The organism is Achromobacter sp. LC458, from assembly GCF_001005835.2.
GTDB classification, from domain to species: domain Bacteria; phylum Pseudomonadota; class Gammaproteobacteria; order Burkholderiales; family Burkholderiaceae_B; genus Achromobacter; species Achromobacter spanius_B.
The window spans coordinates 1-23772 of the sequence record NZ_LBHW02000045.1 but is presented as its reverse complement, the minus strand read 5'-3'; the positions used below and the strand labels follow the sequence as shown (position 1 = coordinate 23772).

The following is a 23772-nucleotide window of genomic DNA, read 5'->3' as shown; positions in this document are numbered from 1 at the left end:
AAAAGGAAGCCCTGATGCGGATGGGTATAGTAGCAAGCGGCCTGATGGCGGGCGCGGTGCTTGGCGGGGCCGGCGTGGCCCAGGCGCAGGGCGCCAACGGCATAGGTTTAGGGGTCGGAGCCATACCGGTCTATGAAGGGTCCAGCGAATATCGCGCCTTGCCCGTGCCGCTGATCAACTACCACTCCGGCAACTTTTTCATCACGCCGCGCATGGGCTTGCCCGCGATGGGGCTGAAGACGTCGCTGGCCACCGACCTGGACGCGGGCGTCTTCGTGGGGCTGAGCCTGGGCCGCAAGGCGGACGACGCGGACCGCACCAAAGGGCTGGACGACATCAAGTTCCATGGCGCCTACGGCGCCTACGTGGAGTGGCGGCCGGGCCGGTATTCGCTGGGCGCCGGCTACAAGCAGGCGGCGCGCAGCGGCTATGGCGGCACGCTGGAACTGCGCGCCTCGTACGCAGCCTTGATGACCGAGCGGAACGTGGTGCAGGTCGGCGTCAGGACCGAATGGGCCAACCACGACGCCATGCAGACCTGGTTCGGCGTGACGTCCTCGCAAGCGGCGCGCAGCCGCGAAGGCTTGTCCACCTATTCGCCGTCGTCGGGCTTCAAGTCGGCGGCGCTGTACACCACCTGGACCTATCGCATCGACCCCAGCTGGAGCACCGTGTCCACCCTGGGCGTAAGCACCTTGCTGGGCGATGCGCGCGACAGCCCGCTGACCGAGCGCAAGACGAATATGTTTGGGTCGGTGGGCGTCATGTATCGCTTCTAAGGCGGGACGGCGGGACGGCGGGGCAGCGGGCTTGGGGGCAGCCGGCTTCCCGGCAGCGGGCGGCCGGGCAACGCGCAGCGCGCAACAAACAAGGCGCAACCCGCAGCGTTATTTTGTTCAAGAAAACGCACCGGGTGCCGGATACAATTTCCGCGCGAAATCCCGGATGTTTCCTCGCTTCCTCGTTTCCCCATTCCCTCATTCCCTTGAGCCCCGCCATGCCCGCCACTTCGCCCGACCTTCCGCCCGAACCCCAAGCCGTGCACAGCCCGACGACGCGGCACGCGATCTTTATCGTGGCCACGATCAACCCCGGCGCCGACGCCGCGCAAACGGTGCGGTCGTGGTGCGAAGACGTGGCCACGCGCGTGCGCACCGTCAACACGCGCTCGCCGGAGCAAAACCTGTCCTGTGTGTGCGCGTTCGGCTCCGACGCGTGGGACGCGCTGTTCGGCCAGCCGCGTCCGGCCAGCCTGCATCCGTTCCGGGTGTTCGGCGAAGGCGCGCGCGTGGCGGTGGCCACGCCCGGCGATATCCTGCTGCACATCCGCGCCGATTCCATGGACCTGTGCTTTGAAGTGGCAACGCTGCTGATGCAAGGCCTGGGCGACGCCGTGACGGTGGTGGACGAGGTGCACGGCTTCCGCTATTTCGACCGCCGCGCCATCATCGGCTTTGTGGACGGCACCGAAAACCCCGAAGGCCGCGAAGCCGTGAACTTCACCGTCATCGGCGACGAAGACGCCGAGTTTGCTGGCGGCAGCTACGTGCTGGTGCAAAAGTACCTGCACGACATGGCGGCCTGGAACGCGCTGACGGTTGAAAGCCAGGAAGGCGTCATCGGGCGCCACAAGCTATCCAACGTTGAACTGGACGACGACATCAAGCCGGCGTCCTCGCACAGCGCGCTGACCACGCTGGAAGAGAACGGCCAAGAGATCAAGATCCTGCGCGACAACATGCCGTTCGGCCGCGCGGGCATGGGCGAGTTCGGTACGTACTTCATCGGCTACGCGCGTTCGCCCGCGCCCATCGAGCAGATGCTTGAAAACATGTTCGTGGGCCGCCCGGCGGGCAACTACGACCGCTTGCTGGATTACAGCCAGGCGGTGACGGGCGGGCTGTTCTTCGTGCCGTCGGCGCAATTGCTGGAGCAGTTGGCCGAACGCGCGCCGGTCGTGGCTGTTGTCCAGGACGACGCCGCGCCGGTGGTGGCCAGCGCGCCAAGCGCACCGAGCGCACCGGTCGCACCGACCGTGCCGTAGGGGCGGCGGCCGAGGCCGGCAATATCTTGCACCCTGAGGCTGTGCCGCGCAGGCGCGGCAGGGCGCAAGAACGCCATCCTCTACGACTAAAGACCGATGCGCCGGTCGCGCCCCGCTGCTACTGTCCGCCCGGAGCAGATCGGCATTGCCGGCCACGGCGCCTTCCGATTGCATCGTCACGCGGCACGTGCCGTGCGGTGGCTGCTGCTCAGCCGATGCCGACGCGGTTTTCTTCGTCGGCAAGCAGCAGGAGAATCGCATGAAGACCAACCATCAACCGTCCACGGCCAGCCAGGCGCAAGACGCCCAGGTCCAGGCCCTGACGGCACAAGAAATCCAGCAGGTCAGCGGCGGCTACGGCCAGAACCGCTCGTTCGGCGTCGTCGTGCCGCAGCGTAGCGTCCCCGGCCAGGGTTCGGTAACCCTGACGTCCGGCAAGACCTTTTTCACGCGCTGATGCAGGGGGGCGCGGCGATGCCATCGCCGCGCACTCCTTCTGGCCTGACCTGCCGTGTCGCTCTATCGCAAACAAGCCCTGGCCGCGCAACGCACCGCGCCGCTGGGCGATATCGTCCTGATCCGACCGGTGTCGTTTGCGCTGGTCACGGCGGCGCTTGGCGGCTTTGTGTTGCTGGTCTGCCTGTTCCTGGCCTTCGGCACCTACACCAAGCGTGCCACGGTCAGCGGCCGGCTTGCTCCGGATACGGGCCTGCTGAAGCTGTATGTGCGCGACGCCGGCGTGGTGCTTGAAAGGCGGGTGCGGGAAGGCCAGCATGTGAACGCGGGCGACGTGCTGTACGTGGTGTCCGGCGACCGGCAAAGCGCCATGGGCGACACGCAGCAAGTCATCAGCGGGCAGATCCGTCAGCGGCAGGACAGCCTGCGCGTCGCGCGCCAGAAAACGTTGTTGCTGCAACAGGGCGAACGCGATCTGTTGACGGCCGGCGTGGCGAGCCTGCGCGCGCAGCTGACGGCCATCGACAGCCAGATCGACGGCCAGCGCGCCCGCATCAAGCTGGCCGAAGACAGCGCGCAGCGCTATCGCAACCTGATGGAAAAGGGCTATCTGTCGCCCGAAGAATCCGACGCGAAGCGCGCCGAACTGCTAGAGCAACGCAACCAGTTGCAGGCGTTGCTGCGCGATCGCATCGGCCTGGGACTGGACCTGTCCACACGGCAGGCCGGCTTGGCCGACCTGGGCTTGCGACAGCAAAATCAGCTGGCTCAACTGGACCGCGACCTGGCGGGCGTGGAAGTGGAATTGACGCAAAGCGAAGCGCGGCGCCAGATGCTGGTCACCGCCCCGCAAGCGGGCGTGCTCACGGCCGTGACAGCCGACGTGGGCCAGGCGGTGGACACGGCACGGCCGCTGGCCACCATCGTGCCGGACGGCGCGAAGCTGGTGGCCGAACTGTATGCGCCCAGCCGCGCGGTGGGCTTCGTGGCGCCGGGCGATGCGGTGCTGATGCGCTTTGCCGCCTACCCCTACCAAACCTACGGCCAGCAAGCGGGCGTGGTGCAGAACGTCACGCAAAGCGCCTTGCCGGAATGGCAGTTGCACGACGGGGCAAGCGCCGATGCCAACCCCCCCGACGGCCCTGGCGGCAACAACGCCAACGCGGGCGCCCCGGGAGAGCCGATGTACCGCATCACCGTGTTGCTGCAAAGACCGGTGCGCGGACCCGATGGGCAGTCGCTGACCCTGCGCCCCGGCATGCGCCTGGACGCCGACCTGCTGCAACAGACGCGGCGGCTCTATCAATGGGCCATCGACCCCGCCCACCAACTGGCGGGAAAACTATGACGATGCTTGAACGCCTGACGCTGGGCGTCAAACGCCGCGTGCCGCGCCTGTTGCAGACCGAGGCGGCCGAATGCGGGCTGGCCTGCGTGGGCATGATCGCCGGCTTTCATGGGCATCACCAAAGCCTGGCCAGCCTGCGCGGCCGCTTTCCGGTGTCGCTGTCAGGCTCGACCCTGGCGACGCTGATCCATGTGGCCAGCCAGCTGGGGCTGGCATCGCGCCCCGTCAAAGCGGGGTTGGGCGCGCTGGGCAAGCTGGCGCTGCCGTGCATCCTGCACTGGGAGTTCAACCACTTTGTGGTGCTGACCGCCATCAATGGGCGGTGGGCCACGCTGATCGATCCGGCGCGCGGCACCCGCAAGGTCGCCATCAGCGAGTTGTCGGCGTCGTACACCGGCGTGGCCCTGGAGCTTTGGCCCACGCCGGATTTCGTCACCGCGCACGAGGCGCGGCCCGTGCGGCTGCGTGAACTGACCGGGCGCATCTCGGGCCTGGGCGCGGCGTTTTCACAAGTGCTGCTGTTGGCGCTGGCGCTGGAAGTGCTGACGGTGGTGCAGCCGTTCTTTCTGCAATGGGTGGTGGACCATGTGCTGAACACCGGCGACCGCGACCTGCTGACCACCTTGGCGCTGGCCTTCGGGCTGTTGATGGTGATGCTGCAACTGACCTCGGTCGCGCGCAGCTGGATGCTGCTGTACCTGGGCACGACGCTGAATCTGCAATGGCGCACCAACGTCTTCACGCATCTGCTGCGCTTGCCGGTCGGCTATTTCGAACGGCGTCACCTGGGCGACATCGTGTCGCGCTTCGGCGCCATCGACGCCATCCAGCGCACCGTGACCACGTCGTTCCTGGAAGCCCTGCTGGACGGCATGGTGATGGTGATTACGCTGGTGCTGATGTTCCTGTACAGCCCGCCGCTGGCGTGGATCGCGTTGGGGGCAATGGCGCTGTATGGGCTTGCGCGGTGGGCCGGCTATGCGTCGCTGCGCTACGCCACCGAAGAGCACATCGTGCACGCCGCGAAAGAACAGTCGCACTTTCTGGAAACGGTGCGCGGCGTCAAGGCCATCAAGCTGTTCCAGCATCAGGACGACCGCCGATCACGGTGGCTGGCCTTGCTGGTCAATGAAATCAACGCCGATCTGCGTGTACAGAAATGGACGCTGTTTTTTCGCACGTTCAATGGCTTGCTGTTCGGGCTGTCGTCCATTGCCATTCTGTGGGCGGGCGCGCGGCTGGTGCTGAACGGCCAGTTTACTGTCGGCGCCTTGCTGGCGTTCATTGTTTACAAGACGCTGTTCGACAAGCGCGTGGCGGCGTTGCTGGACAAGCTGGTGGACGTGAAGATGTTGCGGCTGCAAGGCGAGCGGCTGGCCGATATCGTGCGCGAAGCGCCGGAGGCCATCGATGAAACGCCGCGCGACACCGCAGACCCTGGCGCCGGCGCCGGCGTACGCCCGCCCGTGATCGAGGTGCGCAACCTGCGCTTTCGTTACAGCCCGCATGAACCCTATGTGCTGGACGGCGTGAGCCTGCGGATCGAGTCGGGCGAATCCGTGGCCATCACCGGGCCATCGGGCGGCGGCAAGACCACGCTGGTCAATATCCTGCTGGGCATTCTTACGCCCACCGATGGCGAAGTGCTGGTGGACGGCGCACCGGTGCGCGGCCCGGGCGCGGCCTCGCTGCGCAAGATGGCGGGCACGGTGTTGCAGGACGATGTGCTGTTTGCGGGTTCCATCGGCGAGAACATCAGTTTTTTCGATCCGCGTTTCAATGCCGATCGCGCGCAGCGCTGCGCCCGCATCGCCGCCATTCACGACGATATCGTTGCCATGCCCATGGGCTACAACACGCTGGTGGGCGATATGGGCACGGTGCTGTCGGGCGGCCAGAAGCAGCGCGTGCTGCTGGCGCGGGCGCTGTACAAGCAGCCGTCCGTGCTGTTCCTGGACGAGGCCACCAGCCATCTGGACATCGACCGTGAACGCGTGGTCAACACGGCGATTGCGCGGCTGGCCATGACGCGCGTCATCGTTGCGCATCGGCCGGACACCATCGCCGCCGCGGGCCGCGAGATATCGCTGGTGGAGGGAAAGATTGCCGCCGACAGCGGGCGGCGCAGCGCTACGCCGGCCGGCCGAACACGCCGCCGCGCCGAGCCACTAACGTCGCCTGCGTGCGATTAAGCACGCCGAGTGCGGCCAGGATGGCCGACACGTGCGTCTTCACGGTTTTTTCCGTCATGCGCAAGCGCTCGGAAATTTCTTTGTTGCGCAGGCCATCGCACATCAGCCGCAACACTTCCTGCTGACGCGGCGTCAGCGTGCGCAGCAGCGCCGCTTCGTCTTGCGTGGGGTGCGCGTCGCCGCCGGCCGCTGACCGGTGCAGGGGCGGGGAGGCATCGTTGATGGCATCCAGCGCGGCCACCAGTTCCAGGCAACTGGCCGACTTGTTCATGAAGGCCTGCGCGCCGGCTTCCATGGCGCGGCGCCGGTCTTCGGGGTCCTCCGAGGCAGACAGCACCAGCACGCGCAACCGCGAACGACGCTGCCGCATGCGCCGCAGCAATTCCGCGCCGGCGATATCCGGTAAGTAGTAGTCCATGATTACATTGGTGATGTCTTCATGGCGGGCCAGCACCTCCAGTGCGTCCCGGCCATTGGCGGCCGGATGCAGCGTCAACGTGGGTACCGTGTTGGCCAAGGCCAGGGCGAGGGCTTCGCGGAACATGGCGTGGTCGTCGACCAGCAGTACGGCCGTCATTCGGTATCTCCAGAGCACGCGGTGGCGTGCGTCGCTTGCAGCAGCGCGGCCACGCGTTCGCGCAGTGCCCGCACCGCAACGGGCTTGTGCAGCAGGGGGATGCCACGGTCGGCGGCTTCGGCCAGGCGGGCGGGGTCCGTGTCGCCGCTGACCAGCAGGGCAGGCAAGTCCGGGTCGTTGTATTCCTCGCGCAGCCGCTCGATGACGTGGATGCCGGTCTCGTGGTCACGCAGCCGATAGTCGCTGACGATCAGCGATGGGCGTTCGGCCAGCGGCAGCACGCGTTCAAATAGGGCGTTACCGCTGGTGGCGCCAATGACGCGGCAGCCCCAGCTTTCAAACAGCATCGTCAAGCCGGCCAGGTTTTGCGCATCGTCGTCCACCAACAGCACCAGCTGTCCGGGCAAGACGGATTCCCCAGCCATCGCGCGCGCATCGGAGGGCGCGGCGCTGACGTTGGACAGGCCCGCTTGGGCGGGGTCCGCGATGGGCGTCGTCAACATGAACGCGGTGCCACGACCCGCCTGCGAACGCAGCGCCAGCGGATGCCCCAGCAGCGTGGCGGTGCGGCGCACGATGGCCAGCCCTAGCCCCAGGCCCTTGCTGCGGTCTCGTTCGGGATTGCCCAGCTGGTGGAATTCCCAGAACACCCGTTCTTGCTCGGCCGCCGGAATGCCGACGCCGTTATCCCACACTTCAATGCGCAGCTGGCCCGCCACGCGGCGGCAGCCGATCAGCACGCGCCCGCCGGTGGTGTGCGTGATGGCGTTGCTGATCAGGTTGCGCAGGATGCGTTCCAGCAGCACCGGGTCGGACCAGATGCAGGCGGAACACGCGCGCACGCGCAGCGACATGCCTTTTTCGCGCGCTTGCGGGGCGTATTCGGCGCGTAACCGATCCAGCAGCGGGTTCAGCGCAAAGCCCTGCCAACGCGGTTCGATCACGCCGGCATCCAGCCGCGACAGGTTCAGCAAGGCATCGAACAACTGCCCCATTGCCGCCATGGCGCTGCCGATGTTGTCCACCAGATAGTGACCGTGACGTGACAGCGGCTCGTTTGTCAGCAAGCCCAGGAACAGGTTGACCGCGTGCACGGGCTGGCGCAGGTCGTGGCTGGCGGCTGCCAGGAAACGCGATTTTTCCAGGTCGCTGCGTTCGGCGGCAATCTTTTCCTGGCGTACCTGTTCCAGCAGCGCCAGGTTTTCATACCCCAGCCGCAGCGCGTCCAGATGCGTGCGGTTCATGCGGTGGATGAATGCCAGCGTGGCGACCAGATAGGCCAGGCCGCCCGTGACCAGCGCCAGGTGGATGGCCGAGGGCTGCGCGGCCAGGGCGATGAACATGGGCGCGAATGCCGGCACCTCGAACGCGTACATCACCGGCAGCAGCATGTAGTTCGAATAGATGGCGCCGGTGCCCAGCCCGAACAGGATGACGATGAAGAACAGCTGGTATTCCAGCGGAACGAACAGCGTCCAGTAGGCAAAGGGCAGGCCCCACAGCAGGCCGGACGTCAGGTTGCCCACCAGCATGCGCCGCAGCCAGCGTTGGGCCGCGCCGGGGTCGGCGCGATGGTGGTCGTAGGCGATGACGGCGGCCAGGCGCAGCACGCCGACCACTAATGTGGCGCCGATCCACCACAGCACTTCGTGCAGCGGCAAGACGTTGTGCAAGGCGTAAGCCGAGAAGCAGGCCGTGATCAGGGACCCCGCCAGCGCGAAGGGAAAGCTTCGGCGCAAGGCGTCGATCTGCACCTGCTGGATACGGGCGCCGTAGCTGGAGGTGGACGCGGTGGCGGAAGGGGAGTGACCTGGGGTGGGCTGCACCGGCGGATTTTAGACCGATTGCATCGCGCCCGGCTAAAGGTTCCGCCGTGCCTGCCGTAAGCCCAAACGTGGCCGCCTGTTTCGTGGGGGGGGCTGCGTACCCGTGCCGTCCGGTATGGGCTGTGGCAGTAAGAAGGCAAGAATGAAAATCACCTCGTTGCGCAACCGTATTTTATTGATCACCTGCTTTACCGTCGTAGGCGCCCTGGTTTTGTCGGGCATCACCACCTACCAGATCGTGCGCAGCAACATGATGGCAACCATCTCGGGCAACCTGGACGCCATTGCAGCCGGCAACGCCAGCGCCATCGAGCGCTGGTCGGCGGACAAGGCGCAAGCGGTTTCCGCCACTGCCGCCGTGGTGGAAAAGGGCGACCCGCGCGGCCTGACCAAGCTGATGGGTGAGACCAACGGCTTTCCCATTTCAACGATAGGCTGGTCCGACAAGACGTTTTTCTCGACGACGCAAACCGCCGCCGACTACGACCCCACCGCGCGGCCCTGGTACAAGAGCGCGGTCGCTGCGGGCAAGCTGACCGTGACCAAGCCGTACGGCGATTCTGGCACCGGCAAGCTGTACGTGGCGTTCACCGCGCCGATGGTACGCAGCGGGCAGACGGTGGGCGTGCTGAGCGGCGCGGTGCCGCTCGATGGCATCCAGAGCATCATCCGCGCGATCCGTCCCACGCCGTCCAGCCTGGCATTCGTGGTGGCGACCGACGGCCAGGTCATCTCGCACGTGAATGACAAGCTGGCGTTGAAGCCGTCCACCGACGTGGCCCCGGAACTGACGCCGGCCGCGCTCACCGCCATGGCGCAGGAGGGCGCCGACCCCATCACGGTCAGCCTGGACGGCCAGAAAAAGCTGCTGAAGGCGCGCCGCATTCCCGGCACCGACTGGTCGCTGGTGATTGCGCTGGACAGCGCCGAAGCCACGGCGGGCTTGACCCAGGTGCTGAACGCCACGCTGATTTCGCTGGTGGTGCTGACCCTGGTGGCCGTGGGCATTGCCAGTGTGGTGACATCCCGCGCCTTCAAGCGCCTGTCGGCGGTGCGCGACGCCATGGACACCATCGGCTCGGGCGACGGCGACATGACGCATCGGCTGGACGTGGTCGGGAACGACGAGGTGGCGCAGATCTCGGCCTCGTTCAACGCGTTTGTCGACAAAATCAGCCATGTGATGCTGGACGTGCGCACGGGCGTGCATTCGATGTCGGCCGCCACGCGCGAGATCGACATGGGTAACCGCGACCTGTCGCAGCGCACGGAAACGTCGGCCGGCTCGTTGCAGGAGACGTCGTCGGCGTTGACGCAGATGACCTCCAGCGTGCGCCAGACCGAAGAGGCCGCCGAACACGCCAAGCGCCTGGCCACGGAAGCCAGCGTGGCGGCCGAGCGCGGCGGCAAGGTGGTGACGGACGCGGTGACGACGATGAGCGCGATTTCGCAGTCGTCGCAACGCATTACCGAAATCATCAGCGTGATCGACAGCATTGCGTTCCAGACGAACATCCTGGCGTTGAACGCGGCGGTGGAAGCGGCGCGCGCGGGCGAGCAGGGGCGCGGCTTTGCGGTGGTGGCGGGCGAAGTGCGCACGCTGGCGCAACGCAGTGCGGCGTCGGCACAGGAAATCCGCACGCTGATCCAGGCGTCGGTTGAAAACGTCAAGAGCGGCACCGAGCGTGTGCAGGCGGCGGGCTCGACCATGAGCGAAATCGTGGACGGCATTGCCCGCGTGCAGCGCCTGGTCAACGAGATCCACGGCGCGATGACCGAGCAAGCCGTCGGCATCAGCCAGATTGATCGCAGCGTGGCCGACATGGATCAAGCCACCCAGCAGAACGCGGCCCTGGTGGAAGAATCCGCCGCGGCCTCGGCGATGCTGAGCGACCAGGCGCGCGCGCTGGCCGACACGGTGGGACTGTTCAAGCTGCGCGGCGACGCGCACGGTGGCCAGCCCGGCACAATGCTGGCGCTGCCGCGCGCGGCGTAGGACGGGCAGGGTCGGCAAGCCTGCGGCGGCTGGCGCTTGGCAGGCGCCCCGGCAGGCGTCCCGGCAAGCGCCCCGGCAGGGATCCCGGCAGGCAACCCGGCAGGCAACCCGGCAGGCAACCCGGCAGGTTCGGGCCGGGTAAGCCAGGTTCGAATTGCGCCGGGGAGTTGCCCGGCGGCGCGGTTGGCAGCAGAATCCGTCATACCGTGATCGAACAAGGGATGAATGAATGATGGCCGCCGCCACCGCCGTAACGCCGCAGGATGTGATGATTCCCACCGCCCATGGCCGCATCCACGCCAGGGTTTGGTCGGGCGCCGATGCGTCGGGCGCCGGTGCGTCGGGCGCCGATGCGTCGGGCGCCGATGCGTCGGGCGCCGCTGCGTCCGACCGCGCCACGCCAATCGTCCTGTTGCATGATTCCCTGGGCAGCGTCGGCCTGTGGCGCGACTTCCCCGCGAACCTTGCCGCCGCCACCGGCCGCACCGTCATCGCCTACGACCGCCTGGGCTTTGGCGAGTCGGACCCGCACCCCGGCAAGTTGAACGCCGACTTCGTTTTCGACGAAGCGCATGACGCCTTTGCCGCGCTGGCCCGGCACTTTGAACTGTCGCGCTTCATCGCGTTCGGCCATAGCGTGGGCGGGGGCATGGCGGTTGCCATCGCCGCCGCGTATCCGCAGGCCTGCGCGGGCGTCATCACCGAATCCGCCCAGCAATTCGTCGAAGACCGCACGCTGGCCGGCATCCGCGAGGCCGGCGAACAATTTCGCGACCCCGCCCAGCTGGAACGCCTCAAGCGCTACCACGGCGACAAGGCGCAATGGGTGCTGGACGCCTGGGTGCATACGTGGCAATCGGCCGAATTCGCCGATTGGAATCTGGACGACACCCTGCCGCGCGTGCAGGCGCCGTTCTTGGCCATCCACGGCGAAAACGACGAGTACGGGTCGATGCGCCATCCTGAAAAATTCGTAGCCTTGGCCGGCGGACCCTCGCGGATGCTGGCGTTGGCCGGCTGCGGCCACGTGCCGCATCGTGAAAACGAAGCGGTGGTGCTGGAAGCCGTGCAGTCCTTCCTGGCCCGGCACAAGCTCTGACCGGCTGAAGCGGCGCGGATCCCCGCGCGGATAGGGCCAGGCGTTTCGGCCGGATTTGTCGCGGCCCGTTCGCCTGTTTTGCCGGACTTGCGCCGGCCTTGCGCCGCCCCTTCGGCCCCTTCAGCTCCCGGCGAGGTTAATTTCTCTAGGCGCCTGCCGTTAACGCGTTAGCAGTTCCAACAAGAATTCAGACAAAAACCCGGGCAGGCACTGCCCACTGCGGACGCCCCATGACCCTAATCAGCTCGTTGGCAGGCGCGACCGGCGTCGCCCCGCTCAGTACCCCCGTTACGGTGATCCGCGCGGGGCAGACCATTGCCCCGGTCGCGACGTCGGCTGACGCCACGGCGTCCTCCCGATCGTCTGTCGTGATGCTGGGCCAGGGCGTCTCCACCGCCGCCGGCTCGGTCTACGACGAGACCGGCACCGTGCCGGACGCGCTGGCCGTTGCCATGTCCAAGTCCGTGGACGCGCGGACCCGTATCAGCCCGTTCGCCGAGGTGGGCGCGGCGGTGCTGAATCGCTTGCGCACCCACGGCGCCAACCATACCCAGTGGATGCCGTCCACGCGCATCGCGGCGTCGGCCTCGGCCGCTGCCGACGCCGGCCCCTTGTCCGAAGCCGATCTGCGGGCTGACAACGCGGTGTCCCTGCGCATCGACACCGCCAGCGGCGTCAAGGTGCAGGTCACCTTGCAAAGCGGCAAGGAAGGCATGTCGGTGCAGATCGACGTGGCCGAAGGCGAATTGAACGAAGACGAACGCCGCGCCATCGCCGCGCTGTCCGGTGCGTTCCAGGATGCGCTGGACGGCCTGGCCGAGGTGCCGCCGCGCTGGTCGCTGACCAAGCTGGCCAACGGCAGCTCGCCATTGCTGTCCTCGATCGGCCTGCGCGAGACGCGCCTGGTCGACGGCGCCGAGCAGACCGTGGATTTCCAGGCGGACGCCAAGCAAAAGAGTCTGACCGTGTCCAGCGTGATGGGCGTGGTCAAGGTGGATGTGGACCTGACCCAGCCCGTTGCCCTGGGTTCGGCCCAGCAACAGTCGGCCGCCGTCGCCAAGTACTTGCAGCAGTTCGACCGCGCCCAGCGCCGGGGCTCGGGCGACGAGGCGCTGATGAGCACGTTCAAGGATGTGTTCTCGTCCATGCACGGCAGCTATGGCGCCGCGCAGGTTCCGGCGGCCGACACCACCACGCGCCGCTTGCCGGCCGTCGACGCGCATCGCAGCCTGTTGTCGGGCCTGGCGGATTTCTCGGCGTCTATCGAGCAGGTGCGCAACGCCATCAACCCGGCCAAGCCAAAGGAAATCGACGGCTTTTCGTTCCAGGCCTCGCAAAGCAGCCAGGTGTCGGGCAAGGCCGGTTGGGACCTGGCGGTGTCGCAAACGCAGCAGTCCACGTTGACCGCCAGTTATCACCGGTCGTTCTCGCCGGACGTGCAGTTGGCGCTGACCGACGATGAGAAGACGCAGAACTACCTGTACTTCCAGATTCATGACACGACCAGCAGCAAGACGGACGTGGCCTACCAGGAAGGCGTGCTGGCGACCGCAACGCTGAACGAAGCGCGCACGCAAAGCACGCAGGTGTCCAAGTACATCAAGGGCAAGCTGCTGGACCAATCGTTCATGCCGTCGTCGGAATCGAACTCGCGCAACCTGATGTCGCTGGTGCAGGCCGCGAAGCTGGACGAAACCGAGAACGATCCGATGATGCCGCGTGACCAGGCCGAAGAAATTCTGCGCCGCAAGTACCTGGACCTGGCGCATCAGGCGGCCGACTTGCGCCTGGGGTGATCGATTCCGCGTCTGGATCGGCGCGCAAGGTGTCCTTTACTATGGCTGCATGAGCCCACGAAAGACACCCGCCAAACCCCGCGCCGACGCCTGCATCCGCGTTCGCGGCGCGCGTGAACACAATCTGAAGAACGTCGATGTGGATATCCCGAGAGACGCGCTGGTCGTGTTTTCCGGGGTGTCCGGATCGGGCAAATCGTCGCTGGCCTTCGGCACGCTGTACGCCGAAGCGCAGCGGCGTTATCTGGAATCGTTGTCGCCCTATGCGCGGCGCCTGATCGACCAGGTGGGCGTGCCGGACGTGGACGCCATCGAGGGGCTGCCGCCGGCGGTGGCGCTGCAACAGCAGCGCGGCACGCCCAATGTGCGTTCCACGGTGGGCAGCGTGACAACGCTTTCCAGCATGTTGCGCATGCTGTATTCGCGCGCCGGCACCTACCCGGCCAACCAGCCCATGCTGTACGCCGAGGACTTCTCGCCGAACACGCCGCAGGGTGCCTGCCCCAATTGCCATGGCCTGGGCTACGTGTACGACGTGACCGAAGCGTCCATGGTGCCCGACCCGTCGTTGAGCATCCGAGAGCGCGCCATTGCATCCTGGCCCCCGGCCTGGCACGGCCAGAACCTGCGCGACATCCTGGTGACGCTGGGCTACGACGTCGACATCCCGTGGCGCGAGCTGAAAAAGAAAGACCGCGACTGGATCCTGTACACCGATGAGCAGCCCACGGTGCCGGTCTACGCGGGCTTCACGCCGGCCGAGACCCGCGCCGCCTTGCGCGCCAAGCAGGAACCCAGCTACATGGGCACCTACACCGGCGCGCGCCGCTACGTGATGCACACGTTCGCCACCACGCAAAGCGCGATGATGAAAAAGCGCGTGGCCCGCTTCATGACGGGCGCGGCGTGTCCGGCCTGCGATGGCCGCCGCCTGAAGCCCGAGGCGCTGTCCGTCACGTTTGCGGGCATGGATATCGGCAGCTTGTCGCGCCTGCCGCTGGCGCGCATCGCCGAGGTGCTTACGCCCGCCGCACGGGGCCAGTTCGACGCGCCCGCCACCGCCGGCGCGCGCAGCCGCGCCACCACCCGCAAGGACAACGCGCGCCGCGTCGCGGCCGGGGGCCTGGCGCACGCGGGCAGCACCGATGTACGCCGCACGCCAGACCTGTCTCCGGAAAAGCGCATTGCCGCGCAGCGCATTGCGCATGACCTGGTCGAGCGCATCGGCACCTTGCAGGCGCTGGGCCTGGGCTACCTGGCGATGGACCGCGCCACGCCCACGCTGTCGCCGGGCGAGCTGCAACGGCTGCGCCTGGCCACGCAGATCCGCTCCAATCTGTTCGGCGTGGTGTATGTGCTGGACGAACCGTCGGCCGGCCTGCATCCCGCCGACGGCCAGGCGCTGCATCGCGCGCTGGACCAACTCAAAGACGCGGGCAATACCCTATTCGTGGTCGAGCATGACCTGGACACCCTGCGCCGCGCCGACTGGCTGGTGGACGTAGGCCCGGGCGCGGGCCAGCATGGCGGGCAGGTGCTGTACAGCGGCCCGCCGGCAGGCTTGAAGAAGGTGCCTGATTCGTTGACGGCGCGCTACCTGTTCAACGCCGCGCCGGCCGCCAGGGCCGCCGTGCGCGAGCCCGCCGGCTGGCTGTCCTTGCGCGGCATCCATCGCAACAACCTGCACGGCATCGACGCGCGTTTTCCGCTGGGCGCGTTCACGGCGGTGACGGGGGTGTCGGGCTCGGGCAAGTCCAGCCTGGTCAGCCAGGCGCTGGTCGAATTGATCGGCGAGCACCTGGGCCAGGAACCGGTCGCTGAAGAACCCGATGGCGATCTGCCGCGGGCCGATGGCCCGCCGCGCACGACGGGCCGCATCGACGCAGGGGCCGACGCCATCAAGCGGCTGGTCAACGTGGACCAGAAGCCCATCGGCCGCACGCCGCGTTCCAACCTGGCGACCTACACCGGGCTGTTCGACCACGTGCGCAAGCTGTTTGCCGACACCCGCGCCGCCAAGTCGCGGCGTTATGGGGCAGGCCGATTTTCGTTCAACGTGGCGCAAGGCCGCTGCGACACCTGCGAAGGCGAAGGCTTCGTGCACGTTGAACTGCTGTTCATGCCCAGCGTGTACGCGCCATGTCCGGTCTGCCACGGCAGCCGCTACAACGCCAAGACGCTGGAAATCGAATGGAACGGCCGCAACATCGCCCAGGTGTTGGCGATGACGGTGGACGAAGCGCTGGCGTTCTTCAAGGACGAACCCGCGGTCCAACGTCCGCTGTCCCTGCTGCACGAGATCGGCCTGGGCTATCTGCGCCTGGGGCAGCCGGCCACGGAGCTGTCCGGCGGCGAAGCGCAACGCATCAAACTGGCCACCGAACTGCAACGCAGCCAGCGCGGCAACACGCTCTACGTGCTGGACGAACCCACCACCGGCCTGCACGCGGCCGATGTGGACAAGCTGATGGCGCAACTGCACGGCCTGGTGGATGCCGGCAACACGGTCGTGGTGGTCGAACACGACCTGCGCGTGGTCGCCAACAGCGACTGGATGATCGACGTGGGCCCCGGCGCGGGCGACGAAGGCGGCCGCATCGTGGCCGAAGGCGCCCCGGCGCAGGTCAGCCGGGCAGGCAAGGGCGCCACGGCGCCGTTCCTGAAACGGGTGCTGGCGGGCGGTTGACTTGGGGGAACCCGGTGAGCCTGTGCGCTACAACTCGCTTTCCAGCGTCTTCTGCATGCGTTCCATGCTTTCCTGGCTGACCTGGATCACGCCGGTGCCGGGTTGGTCGATGTCGACGATGAAGGTCAGCACCAGTGAGATCAGCGCGGCGAACAGGCCAGTGGATACCAGCCGCCTGCGGTTGTGCAGGCCGGTGCCGTAGGCAATGAAACCGACGGCGCCGATGCTGACGATGAACAGCAGGTAGAACACCGGTTCGGGCACGTGGTTTTCCAGGGCGACGCGGCGCTTTTCGTTCACCTGGGCCATCTCGTTGATGGCCTGGATGAACATGATGGTGGCGATGGCGGGCGGGTTGTCGGCGCTGGCGGCGGTAATGGCGCGAATCTGGCGTTCAATGCCGCGGGTGGTGACGTTGGCGGCGTCAAAGCGCTGCGCGTCGTTCTCGGCATCGTGCAGTTCCAGCGCGGCGCGTATGTATTCCAACAGCAGCGGTGGGATCTTTTCGCGCGCGGCGGGCGCGATCAGCTGAGACCGCCAGTACGCGTTGCCGATGGCGTTGGCCTCTTCCAGCACCAGGTTCTTGCGCGCCTCGAAGCGCGTCACCGACATGGCGAACGTAAAGCCCAGCAGCAGGGCCAGCAAGCCCAGCAGGGCGGTTTGCAGTGCGCTGATGTGCGTCTTGTGCGCCTCGTCCGCCGGCTTGCGTTGCTTGCGACCCAGCCGGAAGCAAAGTTCGATCACGCCCAGGAATACGATGACGCCGATGAAGAAGAGATAGGACTCGTTGAAATTCCGCAGCATGGCGCTCCCCGTCGGACAGTCGCCAGCGTATGCGGATTGCCTGGCCGCGGCAAGATCTGACATGCCCGGGTGCCTGTCAGCGAAACGCCAACATCTTGGGGTAAGGTGTCGACTTTCCCCTATCAAGACCCGCACGGAGCAGAACTTGAAAACCCGCAAACTCGGCCGTACCGACCTGGATGTCAGCCTGATTGGATTGGGCACCATGACCTGGGGCGAACAAAATTCCGAGGCCGACGCCCATCAACAACTGGACTACGCGCTGTCGCGCGGCGTGAACCTGGTGGACGTGGCCGAAATGTACCCGGTGCCGCCCAAGCCCGAAACGCAAGGCCTGACCGAAACCTATATCGGCACCTGGCTGGCGCGCACCAAGCGCCGGCAGGACATCGTGCTGGCCAGCAAGGTGGCGGGCCCGGTGCGTGACCCCAAGCGCCCCGGTCACATCCGCGACGGCAAGACCTTTCTTGACCGCAAGAACTTGACCGAAGCGCTGGACGCCAGCCTGAAGCGCTTGCAGACGGATTACCTGGATCTGTACCAGCTGCATTGGCCCGACCGCACGACGGCCACCTTCGGCCAGCTGAACTACCCGTGGGTTCAGGACGAGCACACCGTGCCGATCGAGGAAACCCTGTCCGTGCTTCAGGACTTCGTGCGCGCCGGCAAGGTGCGCCACGTGGGCGTGTCCAATGAAACGCCCTGGGGCCTGTCGCAGTTCCTGCGTCATGCGGACACGCAGAACCTGCCGCGTGTCGTGTCGATCCAGAACGCGTACAGCCTCTTGAACCGCGTGTTTGAAATCGGCCTGTCGGAATTCACGCACCACGAAGGCGTGGGCCTGCTGGCGTATTCGCCCTTGGCGATGGGCATGCTTTGCGGCAAGTACCTGAATGGCGCCCGGCCCGAAGGCGCGCGCCTGACGCGCTACACGCGTTTCACGCGCTACAGCAATCCGCAGGCCGAAGCGGCCACCGCCGAATACGTGGCGTTGGCGCGCGAGCACGGCGTGTCGCCCACGCACCTGGCCCTGGCCTGGGTGAACCAGCGCCCGTTCGTCACCAGCAACCTGATCGGCGCGACCACGCTTGAACAGCTCAAGGAAAACATCGACAGCGTTGATGTGACGCTGTCGCCGGAACTGTTGAAGGCGATCGACGCCATCCACGTGCGCTACCCGAACCCGGCGCCTTGATTGTGATGGCCGCCGGGGCGCGTTGCCCTGGCGGCGTACCCCCATGACCGGCTGATCTATTTCACGCATCACCTGAAGGGCAAGCGCTACGTGGCGCGGCCGGGCACCCCTGGCGTGGCGCAGGCCGGCGCGGCCACTTCCACTGCACTGGACCAGACCTATCGCGTGACCGTGCAGGATTCGCAAGCCAGCGCCGACGCAATGCGGCTGCTGTCACCCGTTGCGTTCGTGGCGGGCACGGGCTTCGTATTGGCGAACCCGGCCGTGGTGTTGTTTGCGTTGCCGGTGGCAGGGCTGGAGCCATAGGGGGCGACGGCTGATGGGGGACGAACTGCCCCCACGTTGCGCCGACTTACGGGTTCACTGGCTGCCAGCCGGCTCAGGCATCCACCTGACGACATCTGCATCGAACAGGACCCGGTAGTTGCCGCCAGCTTCAGGTTTCAGCGGGCACTTGCCACAGGCGATCGGGCTGGAAGTCGTCCTGCTCGCCTTTCTTGGCGTAGCCCAGCGGGTTGGCCACGACGCGGCAGCCGTCTTTGATGTAGTCGTGCGCGCAGTGCAGGTGGCCGTGCATCCAGCAATCGGCCAGGGGCAGCAGCGCGTCCAGCGCGTTGCAGAACCCGGCGGTGCCGGGCGTGACGCCATAGCGCGGGTCGGCGCTGGCCAGCGTGGGGGCGAAGTGCGTGATGGCCAGGGTGGGGCCGTCGAACGGCGTGCGCAGCGCGTCGGTCAGCCATTGCTGGCAGGCCAGGCCCTGTTCACGCATTTGCTCGGCCATGAAGGGGGCGCCGTTGCGGCGCATTTGCGCCTTTTCCAGATAGAAGTCGGCGGCGCGAAATGCTTTGGCGCGCTTGGCCAGGGCCACGCCCAACGTGTCGGTGTCGGCAGCCAGCGCGTCAAAGTCCGTCCATAGCGTGGTGCCCACCAGGCGCACGCCGTCAATCACGCAGGTTTCGCGTTCCAGCCACTGGATGTCCAGCGCGTGGCAGAGCTCGCGCAGCCGTTCATGGGCCTCGTCGAAATCCAGGTTGTCGTATTCATGGTTGCCGGGCACGAACACCACGGGCGTGGGCCAGCCGTTGCGCGGGGCGTAGCTGCCCAGGCCGAAATCGTTGCTGGCCAGCTTGGACCCCTGGCGGTACGAACCGATGTCGCCGGCCAGAACCAGCAGGTCGGCCCCGGGTATGGGACTTGCCACGAAAGTCGGGTCGGTTTCCAGGTGCAGGTCGGAGAGCAATTGAATTTTCATGAGCAATATCTTAGGCCACCTGGCCGGGGGCTGACATGCGCGCAAGGGCCCATCCATGCGACACTTTCCCATTGACTCGCCACAGACAAACAGGAGAACGCCCATGCGTATCGCGATCGCCACGGCCGCCGCGCTGCTGCTGGCGGCCAGCGCCCACGCGCAGCCGCAGCCGCAACCCATGCCACTCAAATGCGGCAAAGGCTCCACGCAGACCGACATGAACTTGTGTGCCGACCAGGCCTATCGCCAGTCCGACAAAGATCTGAACGCGGCCTACCGCAGCGTCATCGACCGCCTGAAAGACGACAGCACCAAGACGACCCAATTGCAGGCCGCGCAAAAGGCATGGCTGTTTTTTCGCGATGCGGAATGCGCGTTCTCGTCGGGTGGCGCCACCGGTGGCAGCATCTATCCCATGGTCTTGAGCCAGTGCCTGGACAAGCTGACGCAGGCACGCACCAAAGAACTGCGCGCCTACCTCAAGTGCAAGGAAGGCGACACCAGTTGCCCGGTGCCCGGCGCACAATGACGGCTACCGCCGCCCAACGGAGTGCCGCCCAGCGGGATGCCGCCCAGCGGAATGCCGCCCAACGGGATGCCGCCCAGCGTAGCGCCGCCGAGCAAGATGCCGCCGGCCTGATTGTGGACGCCCATGGCGCACCGCGCTGTTTCTGGCAGCCGTCCATGCCTGACTACCACGACCACGAATGGGGCCGCCCCGTGGGCAGCGACCGCCGGCTGTACGAAAAGATCTGCCTGGAAGGCTTTCAAGCGGGCATGGCCTGGATCACGATCTTGCGCAAGCGCGAGGCCTTTCGCGAGGCGTTCGATGATTTCGACTTCGAACGCGTGGCGCGCTACACCGACCAGGACGTTGACCGGCTGATGGCCAACCCGGGCATCGTGCGCAACCGCGCCAAGATCGTTTCCACCATCAACAACGCCCGCCGCGCCGTGGACCTGGCGCTTGAAACCGGGTCGCTGGCGGGCTGGCTGTGGCGGCATGAGCCGGCAGCCACCGAGCGGCCGAAGACGGTGGACCTGGCGTACTGGAACGGCAACCCGACCTCGGCCGCATCGGTCACGCTATCGAAGGCGCTGAAAAAGCGCGGCTGGACGTTCGTGGGGCCGACCACGATGTACGCCTTCATGCAAGCCGTGGGCATGGTCAACGACCACATGAGCGGCTGCGTATGCCACGCCGCCGTCCAGGCCGCGCGCGCACAATTCCAAAGGCCGTAGCCTGCGCCTGGCGTGGGCCTGGCCAGGGGGGCGGTTTTTTCCTTTGCGGACATCATCCCAATCGGTCGTCTTGATGGTTTAATCGGGCCTCAACGGATCCCAACAAGGCGGCGCCATGGTGACCCTTACGTCGACGGCCGCGGATGCCCAGCCGGCGCCGCGCACCATTGCTCCGCTTGCCCCGGGCAGCCGCATCGCCGTCATCGGCGGCGGCGTGGCAGGCCTGAGCGCGGCATGGTTGCTGTCCGAGAAATTCTCGGTGACCTTGTTCGAAGCGCAGGAACGCGTCGGCGGCCACACCAATACTGTCAACGTCCGGGTGGGCGACATCACCCATCCGGTGGACACCGGATTCCTGGTGCACAACGATCTGACATACCCGCACCTGATTCGTTTGTTCAAGCACCTGTCCATTCCGGTGCATGCCAGCGACATGACGTTCAGTGTGTCGCTATCGCAACCCGACCTGGAATGGGCCGGCACCAATTTCAACACCGTCTTCGCACAGCGCCGCAACCTGCTGCGTCCGGCCTTTCTGGGCATGCTGCGAGACATTCTGCGTTTCAACCGCCACGCCGCCGCTTACCTGGCGCGCAGCGGGCCGCATGCGCTCTTGGGCGACCTGCTGGACGCCGAGGGCTATGGCCCGGCGATGCGCGACTGGTATCTGCTGCCCATGGCGGGCGCCATCTGGTCCACGCCGCCCAGCATGGTGCTGGCGCAGCCGGCCCGCACGTTCCTGTCGTTCTGCCTGAACCACCGCTTGTTGCAGGTGGCGGGGCGGCCGCAATGGAAAACGGTTGACGGTGGCGCGCAGCGGTACGTGCAAGCGATGCTGCCACGCATCGAGCAGGTGCGCGTGGCCAGCCCGGTGCACACCGTCAAGCGCGTGGGAGGCGGCGTGCAGGTGCGCACGGCGGGCCACGTTGACGACTTTGATGCCGTGGTGCTGGCGTGCCACGCGCCCACGTCCTTGGCGATGCTGGATGCCACCGAGGCCGAGCGCGATGTGCTGTCGCGCGTGCGCTATCAGCCCAATCTGGCCGTGCTGCACACCGACACCGCGCTGCTGCCGCGCCGCCGGGCGGTGTGGTCGGCCTGGAATTATCTGGCCGGCCCGTCGCCGGATGCGCCCATGTCGGTCAGCTATCTGCTTAACCATTTGCAGCCGCTGCCGTTCAAGCAACCCGTCATCGTCACGCTGAACCCGCAGCAGGAACCGGCGCCCGACACGGTGCTGGGTCGCTACGATTACGAACATCCCATTCTGGACGCCGACGCGGTGCTGGCGCAGGCGCGCCTGCCCGAGATCCAGGGCCGTGCGCGCGTGTGGTTCTGCGGCGCCTGGACGGGCTACGGCTTTCACGAAGACGGGCTGGCGTCCGCCATCCGCGTGGCGGCGGACTTTGGCGTGACGCCGCCGTGGGGCGCCGCGCCATGAACGCGGACGGCCTGATCGAACTGATGCGCGCGCGCGTGTTGCACGCACGCACGCGGCCGGTGGCGCACCGCTTCACGTACCCGGTGTTCTGCCTGCGCCTGCGCATCGATCAGGCGCCGCGTGTTGACGGCCGCGCGTCGTGGTTGTTCGGCGTGAACCGTCGGCGCCCGGTGGCATTTCACTTTGCCGACCATGGCGCGCGCGACGGCGGCGACCCGATGGCATGGTTGCAATCGCGGCTGACCATTGCAGGCGCGGACATTGACGTAGGCGCGGTGTGGTTGCAGTGTTTTCCGCGCCTGTTCGGTCACGTCTTCAACCCCGTCAGCTTCTGGCACGTGCACGACACACGGGGGGATTTGCGGGTGCTGGTGGCCGAGGTCAACAACACCTTTGGCGAGCGCCACCAGTACGTGCTGCGCGCGCCCGACGGCGGCGTCATCCAGGACGGCCAGGTGCTGCAAAGCGACAAGGCGTTTCACGTGTCGCCGTTCTGCGAAGTCATCGGCATCTACCGGTTTCGGGTTGAACGTCGCGATGGCGTGCACGCTGCCATCATTGACTACCACGACGACCCCGCCCAGCCGCAGCCGCTGCTGCACACCGCCATTCGGGGCCAGAGCGTGCCATTGACCACGGCGGCGTTGCTGCAAGCGGTGGCGGCGATGCCGTTCATGACGCTGGGCGTGGTGTGGCGCATCCATTGGCAGGCGTTGCGGCTGTTCCTGTTGAAGGTGCCGTTTCATCGCAAGCCGCCCGCGCCGGCCGGCGAGGTGACGGCGCCGCCGCCGCGCAAGCACCCCTGAAATTCCCCATTGATTTGGTTGCGATCCGCAATTATATTGGTTGCGATCCGCAACTTTTAAGTGGGCACGCCATGGATCTGATCGACTTTCCCCCTCAATCCCGCGAGCAGACCATCCGCGACCTGCGCGAGTTTTCCCGCAAGCTGGTGCGCGAACTCGGCTTCATGCGCACGTCGCTGGCGGGCAGCGAGCTGGCCCCGTCCGCCGTGCACGCCATCATCGAAATCGGCTTGCAGCCGGGTATTCAGGCGCGCGATCTTGCGGTCATCCTGCGGCTGGACAAGTCCAACACCAGCCGGCAACTGGCCAAGCTGGAATCCGCCGGGCTGGTGGCCCGCGAGGTCGATAGCGCCGATGCGCGTTCATCGAAGCTGACACTGACGGATGCCGGGCTGGCGCTGCGCGCGCGCATTGACCAATTCGCCACCGATCAGGTGTCGCACGCGCTGCGCCGAATGACGCCTGACGACCAGCAGTCCCTGATTCGTTTCATGTCGCTGTATGCGGATGCGTTGTCGCGCGAAAACCCGAACGAGGCGCCGGCCGCCTTTGCCATCGACGAGCAGATCGTCGACGGCTACGGCCCGGGTTGCATCGGCGACATCGCCAGCCTGCACGCGCGCTACTACGCACAGGCCTCGGGCTTTGGCGTCTACTTTGAACGCAAGGTGGCGACGGAGCTGGCGGCGTTTGCCGAAACCTTGCCCGATCGCGGCAAGGGCATGTGGCGGTACGCGGAAGCCGAGCCGGGCGGGCGCACGCTGGCGTCCATCGTCATCGACGGCGACATGGCGGCGGGGCAGGCGCATCTGCGTTGGTTCATCGTGGACGATGCGCTGCGCGGCATGGGCGTGGGGCGGGCGCTGTTGGCGCGCGCGCTGGCGTTTGCCGACGCGCACTACCGCGAGACGTATTTGTGGACCTTCAAGGGGCTGGACGCCGCGCGCCACCTGTACGAAGCGGCGGGCTTTGTGCTGACGCACGAGCAGGAAGGCCGGCAGTGGGGCAGCGT

At 66.6% G+C, this 23772-nt stretch carries 20 protein-coding genes; 16 read left to right on the top strand and 4 right to left on the bottom strand.

Annotated elements, in window-relative coordinates; genetic code table 11:
* The first annotated feature begins 20 nt into the window (after nucleotides 1–20).
* The 5 genes from YH64_RS25840 (at nucleotide 21) to YH64_RS25820 (ending at nucleotide 6040) form a co-directional block, all read left to right on the top strand.
* Nucleotides 21–779 (top strand): MipA/OmpV family protein, encoded by a 759-nt coding sequence (locus tag YH64_RS25840; RefSeq protein ID WP_370512780.1) that lies wholly within the window; start codon nucleotides 21–23, stop codon nucleotides 777–779.
* A 218-nt stretch (nucleotides 780–997) separates the two neighbouring features.
* Complete coding sequence (locus tag YH64_RS25835; RefSeq protein ID WP_046807095.1) at nucleotides 998–2044, top strand: Dyp-type peroxidase; 1047 nt, start codon at nucleotides 998–1000, stop codon at nucleotides 2042–2044.
* A gap of 259 nt (nucleotides 2045–2303) precedes the next feature.
* Nucleotides 2304–2501 carry a hypothetical protein gene (locus YH64_RS25830; protein ID WP_143215544.1) on the top strand — a complete coding sequence of 66 codons (198 nt, stop codon included), beginning with the start codon at nucleotides 2304–2306 and terminating at the stop codon, nucleotides 2499–2501.
* A gap of 54 nt (nucleotides 2502–2555) precedes the next feature.
* Entirely contained in the window at nucleotides 2556–3848 is a 1293-nt protein-coding gene (locus YH64_RS25825) for an HlyD family secretion protein (RefSeq protein WP_046807097.1), read from the top strand.
* Complete coding sequence (locus YH64_RS25820) at nucleotides 3845–6040, top strand: peptidase domain-containing ABC transporter (RefSeq protein WP_046807098.1); 2196 nt, start codon at nucleotides 3845–3847, stop codon at nucleotides 6038–6040. Before YH64_RS25825 ends, YH64_RS25820 begins: the two co-directional genes overlap by 4 nt.
* On the opposite strand, the gene YH64_RS25815 is transcribed toward YH64_RS25820, so the two are convergent.
* Together YH64_RS25815 and YH64_RS25810 are read right to left on the bottom strand one after the other, a co-directional pair.
* Nucleotides 5979–6617, bottom strand: coding sequence for a response regulator transcription factor (locus YH64_RS25815; RefSeq protein ID WP_046807099.1), 639 nt, complete (start codon nucleotides 6615–6617; stop codon nucleotides 5979–5981). The two genes, YH64_RS25820 and YH64_RS25815, sit on opposite strands and share 62 nt — an antisense overlap.
* Nucleotides 6614–8443 carry a hybrid sensor histidine kinase/response regulator gene (locus YH64_RS25810; protein WP_046807100.1) on the bottom strand — a complete coding sequence of 610 codons (1830 nt, stop codon included), beginning with the start codon at nucleotides 8441–8443 and terminating at the stop codon, nucleotides 6614–6616. The genes YH64_RS25815 and YH64_RS25810 overlap by 4 nt, the downstream gene beginning before the upstream one ends.
* Nucleotides 8444–8585: 142 nt before the next feature.
* On the opposite strand from YH64_RS25810, the gene YH64_RS25805 reads away from it, so the two are divergent.
* The 4 genes from YH64_RS25805 to YH64_RS25790 all read left to right on the top strand — a co-directional run bounded on the left by YH64_RS25805 (nucleotide 8586) and on the right by YH64_RS25790 (nucleotide 16020).
* Complete coding sequence (locus YH64_RS25805; protein ID WP_046807101.1) at nucleotides 8586–10439, top strand: methyl-accepting chemotaxis protein; 1854 nt, start codon at nucleotides 8586–8588, stop codon at nucleotides 10437–10439.
* Nucleotides 10440–10668: 229 nt separating this feature from the next.
* Nucleotides 10669–11538, top strand: a complete 870-nt coding sequence (locus YH64_RS25800) for an alpha/beta fold hydrolase (RefSeq protein WP_046807102.1) — start codon at nucleotides 10669–10671, stop codon at nucleotides 11536–11538.
* 230 nt (nucleotides 11539–11768) lie between these two features.
* Nucleotides 11769–13334 (top strand): hypothetical protein, encoded by a 1566-nt coding sequence (locus YH64_RS25795; RefSeq protein ID WP_143215543.1) that lies wholly within the window; start codon nucleotides 11769–11771, stop codon nucleotides 13332–13334.
* A 49-nt stretch (nucleotides 13335–13383) separates the two neighbouring features.
* Nucleotides 13384–16020 carry an excinuclease ABC subunit UvrA gene (locus tag YH64_RS25790; RefSeq protein WP_046807103.1) on the top strand — a complete coding sequence of 879 codons (2637 nt, stop codon included), beginning with the start codon at nucleotides 13384–13386 and terminating at the stop codon, nucleotides 16018–16020.
* 27 nt (nucleotides 16021–16047) lie between these two features.
* Here YH64_RS25790 and YH64_RS25785 read toward each other — a convergent pair whose 3' ends face one another.
* On the bottom strand, nucleotides 16048–16824 hold the full coding sequence (locus tag YH64_RS25785; RefSeq protein ID WP_046807104.1) for a hypothetical protein: 777 nt from the start codon (nucleotides 16822–16824) through the stop codon (nucleotides 16048–16050).
* 145 nt (nucleotides 16825–16969) lie between these two features.
* Between YH64_RS25785 and YH64_RS25780 the strand changes: the two genes are divergently transcribed.
* Complete coding sequence (locus YH64_RS25780) at nucleotides 16970–18019, top strand: NADP(H)-dependent aldo-keto reductase (protein ID WP_046807105.1); 1050 nt, start codon at nucleotides 16970–16972, stop codon at nucleotides 18017–18019.
* Nucleotides 18020–18109: 90 nt separating this feature from the next.
* Nucleotides 18110–18325: a hypothetical protein gene (locus YH64_RS25775; RefSeq protein WP_255444748.1), complete on the top strand. Its 216-nt coding sequence runs from the start codon at nucleotides 18110–18112 to the stop codon at nucleotides 18323–18325.
* A 130-nt stretch (nucleotides 18326–18455) separates the two neighbouring features.
* Here the strand turns inward: YH64_RS25775 and YH64_RS25770 are convergent, their stop codons facing one another.
* On the bottom strand, nucleotides 18456–19271 hold the full coding sequence (locus tag YH64_RS25770; protein WP_046807106.1) for a metallophosphoesterase: 816 nt from the start codon (nucleotides 19269–19271) through the stop codon (nucleotides 18456–18458).
* A 103-nt stretch (nucleotides 19272–19374) separates the two neighbouring features.
* On the opposite strand from YH64_RS25770, the gene YH64_RS25765 reads away from it, so the two are divergent.
* From YH64_RS25765 to YH64_RS25745, 5 genes are all read left to right on the top strand, one after another.
* Nucleotides 19375–19800, top strand: coding sequence for a lysozyme inhibitor LprI family protein (locus YH64_RS25765; protein WP_046807107.1), 426 nt, complete (start codon nucleotides 19375–19377; stop codon nucleotides 19798–19800).
* A gap of 155 nt (nucleotides 19801–19955) precedes the next feature.
* Entirely contained in the window at nucleotides 19956–20513 is a 558-nt protein-coding gene (locus YH64_RS25760; RefSeq protein ID WP_120157612.1) for a DNA-3-methyladenine glycosylase I, read from the top strand.
* Nucleotides 20514–20628: 115 nt separating this feature from the next.
* Nucleotides 20629–21954 carry an NAD(P)/FAD-dependent oxidoreductase gene (locus tag YH64_RS25755; protein ID WP_082134637.1) on the top strand — a complete coding sequence of 442 codons (1326 nt, stop codon included), beginning with the start codon at nucleotides 20629–20631 and terminating at the stop codon, nucleotides 21952–21954.
* Entirely contained in the window at nucleotides 21951–22760 is an 810-nt protein-coding gene (locus YH64_RS25750; protein ID WP_046807120.1) for a DUF1365 domain-containing protein, read from the top strand. Before YH64_RS25755 ends, YH64_RS25750 begins: the two co-directional genes overlap by 4 nt.
* A gap of 71 nt (nucleotides 22761–22831) precedes the next feature.
* On the top strand, nucleotides 22832–23772 hold a 941-nt coding region (locus tag YH64_RS25745; RefSeq protein WP_143215542.1), incomplete at its 3' end, for a MarR family winged helix-turn-helix transcriptional regulator.